The 8689-nt window shown below is 70.9% G+C and carries 9 protein-coding genes; 2 read left to right on the forward strand and 7 right to left on the reverse strand.

Annotated elements, in window-relative coordinates:
* From FV230_RS20155 to FV230_RS20180, 6 genes are all read right to left on the reverse strand, one after another.
* On the reverse strand, nt 1-327 hold a 327-nt coding region (locus tag FV230_RS20155), incomplete at its 3' end, for a UxaA family hydrolase (protein WP_246694936.1).
* Between the two features lie 28 nt (nt 328-355).
* A complete protein-coding gene (locus FV230_RS20160; protein ID WP_147843653.1) occupies nt 356-1735 on the reverse strand; it encodes an MFS transporter in 1380 nt (459 codons plus the stop codon).
* A gap of 147 nt (nt 1736-1882) precedes the next feature.
* Nucleotides 1883-2767, reverse strand: a complete 885-nt coding sequence (locus FV230_RS20165; RefSeq protein ID WP_147843654.1) for a 2-hydroxy-3-oxopropionate reductase — start codon at nt 2765-2767, stop codon at nt 1883-1885.
* Nucleotides 2768-2829: 62 nt separating this feature from the next.
* Nucleotides 2830-3594, reverse strand: a complete 765-nt coding sequence (locus tag FV230_RS20170) for an HpcH/HpaI aldolase/citrate lyase family protein (protein WP_147843655.1) — start codon at nt 3592-3594, stop codon at nt 2830-2832.
* 214 nt (nt 3595-3808) lie between these two features.
* Nucleotides 3809-5170, reverse strand: a complete 1362-nt coding sequence (gene gudD / locus FV230_RS20175) for a glucarate dehydratase (RefSeq protein ID WP_147843656.1) — start codon at nt 5168-5170, stop codon at nt 3809-3811.
* A gap of 122 nt (nt 5171-5292) precedes the next feature.
* The gene (locus FV230_RS20180; RefSeq protein ID WP_147843657.1) at nt 5293-6183 is read right to left on the reverse strand and encodes a LysR substrate-binding domain-containing protein; all 891 of its coding nucleotides are present in this window, start codon (nt 6181-6183) and stop codon (nt 5293-5295) included.
* A gap of 297 nt (nt 6184-6480) precedes the next feature.
* On the opposite strand from FV230_RS20180, the gene FV230_RS20185 reads away from it, so the two are divergent.
* Both FV230_RS20185 and FV230_RS20190 read left to right on the forward strand, forming a co-directional pair.
* On the forward strand, nt 6481-6717 hold the full coding sequence (locus FV230_RS20185; RefSeq protein ID WP_147729292.1) for a hypothetical protein: 237 nt from the start codon (nt 6481-6483) through the stop codon (nt 6715-6717).
* Nucleotides 6714-6926, forward strand: coding sequence for a hypothetical protein (locus FV230_RS20190; protein ID WP_147729291.1), 213 nt, complete (start codon nt 6714-6716; stop codon nt 6924-6926). The genes FV230_RS20185 and FV230_RS20190 overlap by 4 nt, the downstream gene beginning before the upstream one ends.
* A gap of 108 nt (nt 6927-7034) precedes the next feature.
* Here FV230_RS20190 and FV230_RS20195 read toward each other — a convergent pair whose 3' ends face one another.
* Nucleotides 7035-8360 carry an MFS transporter gene (locus tag FV230_RS20195; protein WP_147843658.1) on the reverse strand — a complete coding sequence of 442 codons (1326 nt, stop codon included), beginning with the start codon at nt 8358-8360 and terminating at the stop codon, nt 7035-7037.
* Nucleotides 8361-8689 lie beyond the last annotated feature (329 nt).

The raw sequence follows: 8689 nt of genomic DNA on the forward strand, positions 1-8689 counted from the left end.
CCCGAGGGCGGGGGCGGTCGGGGTGGCCACGCGCGATTCCTCGACCCAGGCGCCGCGCGGGATATCCTGCGTCGCGATGCCGACGACCTCGCCGTAGCGCCGGACCTCGCCGCCCTCGGGGATCGCGGCGAGCGCCACCTTGTGGCCCTGCGGCACGAACTCGACGAGGGTCAGCCCGTCCGGGAACACCGTGCCGGCCGGCAGCCCGAAGGCGTTGACGACGATGGCGACGTTGTCGCTCGCGTGCAGGCGGATGGTGCGGGGGGCGTCGCCCAGGGCGGGCCCGGCCGGCGGCACCGGCGGGGCTTCGATCACGGCGTCTGGCATCGCATGCTCCCTGGCGGTCGGCGGTCGGTCAGGCGCGGCGCAGCTCCACCCGCCGGATGTCGCCGACGAGGAGGAGATAGGCGCTCATCGCCACGAGCGCGTTGATCCCGACGAAGACCAACGCCGTGTCGAACGAGCCCGAGGACTGGACGAGATAGCCGATGATGATCGGCGTGGTGATGCCGGCGGTGTTGCCGAACATGTTGAACAGCGCGCCGCTCAGGCCCGCCGCCTCCTTGGGCGAGGTGTCGGACACCACCGCCCAGCCGAGCGCCCCGAGGCCCTTGCCGAAGAAGGCCGCCGCCATCAGGCCGATCACCAGGGCATGCGAGTCGACGTAGTTGCAGGCGATGATCACCATCGACAGCAGCATGCCGGCGATGATCGGCAGCTTGCGGGCGATGTTGAGCGAGCCGGTCCGGCGCAGGAGCGCGTCGGAGATCACGCCGCCGAGGATGCCGCCGACGAAGCCGCACAAGGCCGGGAGCGAGGCGGTGAAGCCGGCCTGGAGCACGGACATGCCGCGCTGCTTGACGAGGTAGATCGGAAACCACGTCAGGAAGAAGTAGGTCATCACGTTGATGCAGTGCTGCGCCACGTAGATGCCGAGCAGCATCCGGTTGCCGAGGAGCTGCTTGATCGTTCCCCAGGTGCCGGCGGCGGGGGCGGCGCCCGCCCGCACCGGCTTCGCGTCGCGCGCTGTCGACGTGGTCGCGCCCGACGGCGCGGCGCCGACCTGCACCAGCGCGCCGCCCCGGACGATCTCGTCGAGCTCGCCCGAGGTGACGCTCGGATGGTCCTTGGGGTCGTGGATCAGCCAGACCCAGAGCAGCACCATCGCCAGGCCGATCAGGCCCATGCTGAAGAACGCGTAGCGCCAGCCGAAGCTCTGGGTCACCCAGGCGGTGAGCGGCGCGAACAGCACCGGCGCGAAGTATTGGGCCGCGTTGAACACGGCCGAGGCCTTGCCGCGCTCGGCCGCCGGGAACCAGGCGGTGACGAGGCGGGCGTTGCCGGGGAAGGACGGCGCCTCGGCGATGCCCACCAGCATCCGCATCAGGAAGAACACCGCCACCGCGGAGCCCGCGCCGAGGAAGCCGGCCCAGCCCTGGACGAAGGTGAAGAACGACCAGAAGAACACGCCGCCGGCATAGATCCACTTGGTGCCGTAGCGGTCGAGCAGCCAGCCGCCGGGCAGCTGGGCCGCGACGTAGGACCAGCTGAAGGCGGAGAGGATGTAGCCCATCTGCACGGGCGTGATGCCGAATTCCTGCGCGATCGGCACGCCCGCTATCGAGATGATCGCGCGGTCGGCGTAGTTCAGCACCGTGACCGCGAACAGCACGAGGAGGATCAGGTAGCGCACGCGCATGCGCGTCGCGCTCTGCACCGGAATCGCCAGCGACATGGTTTCCTCCTCGGGATCGCCCGACGGATGCGTGCCCGTCGCGGTCGGTTTCCTTGAGGTTTCCAGATTAGTCCGCCCGGTCGATACCTTCCAATCCAAACGATGGATCGATCGATGCCATCGCGGCATCGATCTATCGAGCCTTGATCAGGCGGCGCCGACCTCGTGGTCGGCCATGATCTCCAGCGCGCGGACCATCGCCGAATGGTCCCAGGCCGCCCCGCCGTTGGCGACGCAGGCCGAGAACAGCTGCTGCGCCAGAGCCGTGGCCGGCAGGCTGAGCCCGAGCGCGCGGGCGCCCTCCAGCGCCAGGTTCAGGTCCTTCTGGTGCAGCCCGATGCGGAAGCCCGGATCGAAGGTGCGGTCGATCATGCGCTTGCCGTGCAGCTCGAGGATGCGCGAGGTGGCCAGGCCCCCGGTGATGGCCTCGCGGACCTTGGCCGGGTCGGCGCCGGCCTTCGAGGCGAACAGCAGGCCCTCGGCCACCGCCTCGATGGTGAGCGCGACGATGATCTGGTTGGCGACCTTCGCCACCTGGCCCGATCCGACCGGGCCGACATGGGTCACGGTCTTCCCCATGGCCGCGAACAGCGGTTGTGCGCGCCCGAAATCGGCCTCGTCGCCGCCGACCATGATCGAGAGGGCGGCGTTCTTCGCCCCGACCTCGCCGCCGGAGACCGGCGCGTCGAGATAGGCGCCGCCGCGCTCCCTGATGCGGGCGGCGAAGTCCTTCGTCGCGATCGGCGAGATCGAGCTCATGTCGATCACGGTCGTGCCGGGCCTCAGGCCCGCCGCGACGCCGTCCGCGCCGAACAGCACCGTCTCGACGTCGGGGGTGTCCGGCAGCATCAGGATGACGACGTCGGCGCGCTCGGCGACCTCGGCGGCGGTGGCACAGGGCGTGCCGCCGGCGGCGACCAGGGCCTCGGGCACCGCCCGGCGGCTCTTCAGGAACAGGCTGTGCCCGGCGGCGATCAGGTGCCCGGCCATGGGCGCGCCCATGATGCCGAGGCCGATGAATCCGATGTTCATGGTGGTGTCTCCCGGAATGGCGCATCCGCCCTCCCCCGCGGAGGGGGAGGGTCGATCCTGGCTCAGCCCCTGAAGCGGGCGGCGAGCGCCTCGGATTGCCGCGCGAGCAGGCCCATGTCGGAGCCGACCGCGGTGAAGCGGGTGCCGGCGGCGATGTAGCGGTGGGCCAGATCCTCGTTGGCGGTGAGGATGCCGGCATGCTTCCCGGCCTTCGTGATGCGCGCGATCGTCTCCGCGATGATCGCCACCACGTCGGGATGATTCTGCTGGCCGAGGTAGCCGAGGCTGGTCGAGAGGTCGCCGGGGCCGATGAAGACGCCGTCGACGCCCTCCACGCCGGCGATCTCGTCGAGGTTGTCGAGCGCCCGCCGCGACTCGATCTGCACGGCCACGAAGATCTCGGCCTCGCAGCGGGCGTGGTAGTCCGGGATGCGGCCGAAGCGGGCGGCGCGCGGCGCCTGCGAGAAGCCGCGCACGCCGCGCGGGGCGTAGCGGGTCGCGGCCACCGCGCGGCGGGCCTGGTCGGCGTCGTCGATGTTGGGGATCATCAGCGACTGCACCCCGGTGTCGAGGATGCGCTTGATGGTGATCGCCTCGTCGCTCGGCACCCGCACCATGGCGTGGGCCGGGCTCTCCATCATCGCCTGGACCTGACTGTAGACGTCCCGCAGGTCGTTGGCCGAATGTTCCATGTCGAGGAGCAGCCAGTCGAAGCCGGAGCCGGCCACGACCTCGGTGGAGATCGGGCTGGCGAGGCTGCACCACAGGCCGATCTGCTGCCGGCCCTGGCCGAGCGCCGCCTTGAAGCGGTTGGAGAGGATGTCCATCGGATGTGCTCCTTCGTGGAATCGGTTGCGAAGCGGACCGTTCGGATGCCCGCCGCCGTCCTTCCGGGGCTCGCCGAAGGCGAGAGCCCGGAATCCAGAACCGCGCGCCTGGTCGACGAGGCGGACGCGATCCGTTGTTGTCTTCAGCCCCGGCGGCTCTGGATTCCGGGCTCCGCTTCGCGGCCCCGGAATGACGGACAGGGGGGCGTCGCCGTCACCGCACGAGGCATGGGCGCTTGTTGTCGAAGGTCCAGTTCGGGACGAGGAACTGCATCGCCGCCGCGTCGTCGCGGGCGCCGAGGCCGTGGTCCAGATAGAGCGCGTGCGCCGCCTCGACCTCGGCCATGTCGATCTCGATGCCCAGCCCCGGACGATCCGGCACCCGCACGAGCCCGCCGCGGATCGCCAGCGGCTCCTTGGTCAGGCGCTGGCCGTCCTGCCAGATCCAGTGCGTGTCGATCGCCGTCACCTTGCCCGGGGCGGCGGCCGCGACGTGGGTGAACATCGCCAGCGACACGTCGAAGTGGTTATTCGAGTGCGAGCCCCAGGTCAGCCCGTGGTCGCGGCAGAGCTGCGCCACCCGCACCGAGCCGGCCAGCGTCCAGAAATGCGGGTCGGCCAGCGGGATGTCGACGGCGCCCAGCTGGATCGCGTGGTTCATCTGGCGCCAGTCGGTGGCGATCATGTTGGTGGCGGTGGGCAGGCCCGTGGCGCGGCGGAACTCGGCCATGATCTCGCGGCCCGAGAACCCGTCCTCGGCCCCGCACGGATCCTCGGCGTAGGCGAGCACGTCGCCCCGCCCCTTGCACAGGCGGATCGCCTCGGCGAGCGACCACGCGCCGTTCGGGTCGAGGGTGACGCGGGCTTCCGGGAAGCGCTCGTGGATCGCGGTGACGGCGGCGATCTCGTCCTCGCCGGCGAGCACGCCGCCCTTCAGCTTGAAGTCGTTGAAGCCGTAGGCCGCATGCGCGGCCTCGGCCAGGCGTGCGACGGCGTCGGGCGTCAGGGCCTCCTCGTCGCGCAGCCGCATCCAGCCGTCGCGGGCGATCGGCTCGCGATAGGGCAGATCGGTGCGGCGGCGGTCGCCGACGTAGAACAGGTAGCCCAGCATCCCGACGGCGTCGCGCTGCTGGCCCTCGCCCAGCAGGGCCGCCACCGGCACGTCGAGGAACTGGCCGAGCAGGTCGAGGAAGGCGGATTCCACCGCCGTCACCGCGTGGATCGTGACGCGCAGGTCGAAGGTCTGGAGGCCGCGCCCGCCGGAATCGCGGTCGGCGAAGCGCGCGCGCATCGCGTTGAGCACCGCCTGCCAGGCGCCGAGCGGGCGCCCGACGATCAGGTCGCGGGCCTCCTCCAGCACGCCGCGGATGCGCTCGCCGCCGGGCACCTCGCCGAGGCCCGTCGCGCCGGTGGAATCTTCGAGGATCACCAGGTTGCGGGTGAAGAACGGGCCGTGCGCGCCGCTGAGGTTGAGCAGCATGCTGTCGCGGCCGGCGACCGGCACGACCCGCATTGCGGTGACGGTGGGGGAGCGCGAAAATCCGCGCGACGGGGCATCGACGGCGTCGGCCTGCATGCGTGCCTCCCGGGGCGTTGACGGGACCGGCGTCTGGCGCGCCGTCTGCCGCACGTTCTCGCAAGGATGCCGATGCGGGTCCAAGCCAAAGGCTAGATCGATCGATGCGCGACAGGCATCGATCATCCCGGCGGCAGCGCTGCCAGGATCGCGATCAGGCGCGCGATCAGCGGGTCGTCGCCGTCGCGGCGCCAGGCGAGGTGCAGCTCGGCCGGGCGCGGCGCGGGCAGGTCGAGGGGGCGGAACGCGACGCCCTCGAAGCGCAGGCGCTCGGCCGCCGCCGGCACCAGGGCGACCCCGAGGTTGGCACGCACCAGTGCCAGGATCGAGTGGATCTGCGTCAGCTGCTGCAGGATGCGCGGCTGGATGCCGGCCTCGGCGAACAGGCCGCGGACGAGGTCGTGGAAGTAGTGCGCCTCGTTCGGCGCGTAGGCGATGAACGGTTCGCCGTCGAGGTCCGCCAGCGTCAGGCCCGCGTGCGCCGCCAGGCGATTGCCGGCGGGCACGGCGACCACCATCGGCTCGGCCAGCGCCCGCACGGAGGCGAGGTCGGGATGGGTGACCGGCGGGCGCACCAGCGCCGCGTCGATGCGCCCGGCCAGCAGTTCCTCGACCTGATCCTTGGTCACCATCTCGCGCAGCGCGAGCGTCACGTCCGGCAGCGCGGCCCGGGCGGCGATGACGAGGCGGGGCAGGAAGTCGTAGGCCGAAGCCGCCGTGAACCCGAGCTTGAGCACCCCGGCCCTTCCGGCCGCGACCTGGCGGGTGACGTGGGTCGCGGTCTCGGCGAGCCGCAGGATGCGCTGCGCCTCGGGCAGGAAGCTGCGCCCGGCGGCGGTCAGGCGCACCGAGCGGCTGGTGCGGTCGAGGAGCTGCACGTCGAGGATGCGCTCCAGGACTTGGATCTGCCGCGAGAGCGGCGGCTGGGTCATGTTCAGCCGGGCGGCGGCCCGGCCGAAATGCAGCTCCTCGGCGACGGCCGCGAAGCACCGGAGCTGGCTGAAGTCGAACATGCGCGATCCTGGAAAGGCGACCCGGGTTGCGACGTGCCTGGATTGATCGCATCCCGATGCCGGTCGCGGCGAGACGGATGATGGCAGCAAAGCTTCGATCGGTCTCGTCGGCCTGCCTCGCGATGCGCTTGAACGCCTTCGGCTTGCGGAAGACGGTCTCGATCGGGTGGCGTCGCTTCGGCGAGGTGGATCGTCACGGGCACGTTCGACTTCGCCGTCGTTGACGTTTGTCCGATCGTCCCTCATATTGCGGACATGTTCGCGGGAGTTCCCCGGCTAAATTGCAGGACGACCCCGATGGCCGGCACATCCGCTCCGAACAGCCTCGACATCGCCGAGCAGGTCGCTCGCGTCCTCCGGTCGAACGCCGAGACCCAGAAATTCATTGAGGAACAAGCTAAGCTGCGCGCCGAGGCCGACAAGCTGACGCGCGAGCGAGCCTTGGCACCCTGGCAGATCGCCCTGTCCGGCATGGCCGCGGGTGCTGCGCTGTTCGGCGCGGGCGCCGCCTTCATCAAGGTGTTGGGCGGGTGACTGCCAGCCGCCTCCGCGACGTGCTCGCCCGGCTGCGCTGGTCGCAACGGGGCTTCGCTCAGGCCCTGGCCTGCGATGACCGCTTGGTGCGCCGTTGGGCCTCCGGCGACGCCGCGATCCCACCCGACGTCGCAGGCTGGCTCGAAGCGCTGGCCGAGGCGCATGCCCGCCATCCCGTGCCCGAGGGGTGGCGGCGGCGGTCCGCTTGAGCCGGTTGCGCGGACGTGTTCTGCGGGTCCGCGCAACCTGCGACCGGTCTGGAAGCCGGGCCGGAGACGTGTCGCCTTTGAAGCGTTGCCTTGCCGGCGCGAGCCCGCTCAGCGCAGCTCCACCCGCCGGATCTCGCCGACGACGACGAGGTAGCAGAACACGGCGACGAGCGCGTTCAGCCCGACGAACACCAGCGCGCCGTTGAACGACCCCGTCTGCTGCACGATGTAGCCGATCGCGATCGGGGTGGTGATGCCGGCGGTGTTGCCGAAGGTGTTGAACAGGCCGCCCGAGAGGCCGCCGCCCTGGCGCGGCGAGGTGTCGGAGACGACCGCCCAGCCGAGCGCCCCGACGCCCTTGCCGAAGAAGGCGAGCGCCATCAGCCCGACCACGAGCGCGTCGGTCTGGACGTAGTTGCAGCCGACGATGACCATCGACAGCAGCATCCCGCCGACGATCGGGATCTTCCGCGATGCGGTCAGCGACCAGCCGCGCTTGAGCAGGCGATCCGAGATCCAGCCGCCCAGGATGCCGCCGACGAAGCCGCAGAGCGCCGGCAGCACCGCGGCGAAGCCCGCCTGAAGGATCGACAGGCCGCGCTCCTTCACGAGGTAGACCGGGAACCAGGTCAGGAAGAAGTACGTCAGCGTGGTGATGCAGTACTGGCCGACGTAGATCCCGAGCAGCATGCGGTTGGCGAGCAGCTGCCGGATCGTGCGGCCGGCGTCGACCTGGGCCACGCCCGCGTCGCGGCCGTCCATGTCGAGGAGGGCGCCGCCCGCCTCGATGTAGTCGCGCTCCCCCTGGTTGATCGCGGGATGGTCCTTCGGCCCGTAAATCACCTGGGTCCACAGCAGCGCGAAGGCGATGCCGAGCGCGCCCATCAGGGTGAAGACGTGGTGCCAGCCGTAATGGTGGACGACGAAGCCCATCAGCGGCGTGAACAGAACGGTGGCGAAGTACTGCGAGGCATTGAAGAAGGCCGAGGCGGTGCCGCGCTCGGCGGTGGGGAACCACGCCGCGGTGATCCGGGCGTTGGCCGGAAACACCGGCGCCTCGGCGAGTCCCACCAGCAGGCGCAGGCCGAACAGCACCGCCACCGCGGTGAAGCCGGTGAAGAAGCCGACCGCCCCCTGCATCAGCGTGAAGGCCGACCACAGGAAGATCGCGCCGGCATAGACCCACTTCGCGCCGTAGCGGTCGAGCAGCCAGCCGCCGGGCAGCTGCGCCAGGACGTAGGACCAGGCGAAGGCGGAGAAGACGTAGCCCATCGCCACCGCATCGAGGCCCAGGTCCTTGGCCAGCGACGGGCCGGCGATGGAGAGCGTCGCGCGGTCGGCGTAGTTGATGGTGGTGGCGATGAAGAGCATCGTCACGATGAGGAGCCGCACGCGGCTGCGCTTCACCGCGGTCATGGCGAGACCCGCGCTCATACGACCTTCTCCCTGAAGGCGGACCGCCCGGCCGGTGCCGCGGCGGACAGCGGCCGTTCTCTGAAGGCCCCTCGACGGGGCCCCGGCGGCCGCTTGCGATCTCAGGTTAGGAGCGTCCCCGGCGCGGCGTCCAACTCAAAGGCTGGATGGATCGATGCGGCGCGCGCATCGATCGGCGGCGGGAAAGCGACGGGATGACGATGGTCGGGATGAGCGGGGGTGGGGCTTGAGCGGTCGGTACGGGCTGGAGATCCGGGCGGCCAGCGCCGCCGACGCGCCGGGGCTCGCCGCGCTGATCGGCTCGGGCGGCCCGGCGATCGCGGTCCGCG

The sequence above is a fragment of the Methylobacterium sp. WL6 genome, from assembly GCF_008040095.1.
GTDB lineage: Bacteria > Pseudomonadota > Alphaproteobacteria > Rhizobiales > Beijerinckiaceae > Methylobacterium.

Coding starts and splice junctions, on each gene's coding strand:
- FV230_RS20160 (WP_147843653.1), bottom strand. CDS start 1,735: ATGTCGCTGGCGATTCCGGTGCAGAGCGCGACGCGCATGCGCGTGCGC.
- FV230_RS20165 (WP_147843654.1), bottom strand. CDS start 2,767: ATGAACATCGGATTCATCGGCCTCGGCATCATGGGCGCGCCCATGGCC.
- FV230_RS20170 (WP_147843655.1), bottom strand. CDS start 3,594: ATGGACATCCTCTCCAACCGCTTCAAGGCGGCGCTCGGCCAGGGCCGG.
- gudD (WP_147843656.1), bottom strand. CDS start 5,170: ATGCAGGCCGACGCCGTCGATGCCCCGTCGCGCGGATTTTCGCGCTCC.
- FV230_RS20180 (WP_147843657.1), bottom strand. CDS start 6,183: ATGTTCGACTTCAGCCAGCTCCGGTGCTTCGCGGCCGTCGCCGAGGAG.
- FV230_RS20185 (WP_147729292.1), top strand. CDS start 6,481: ATGGCCGGCACATCCGCTCCGAACAGCCTCGACATCGCCGAGCAGGTC.
- FV230_RS20195 (WP_147843658.1), bottom strand. CDS start 8,360: ATGAGCGCGGGTCTCGCCATGACCGCGGTGAAGCGCAGCCGCGTGCGG.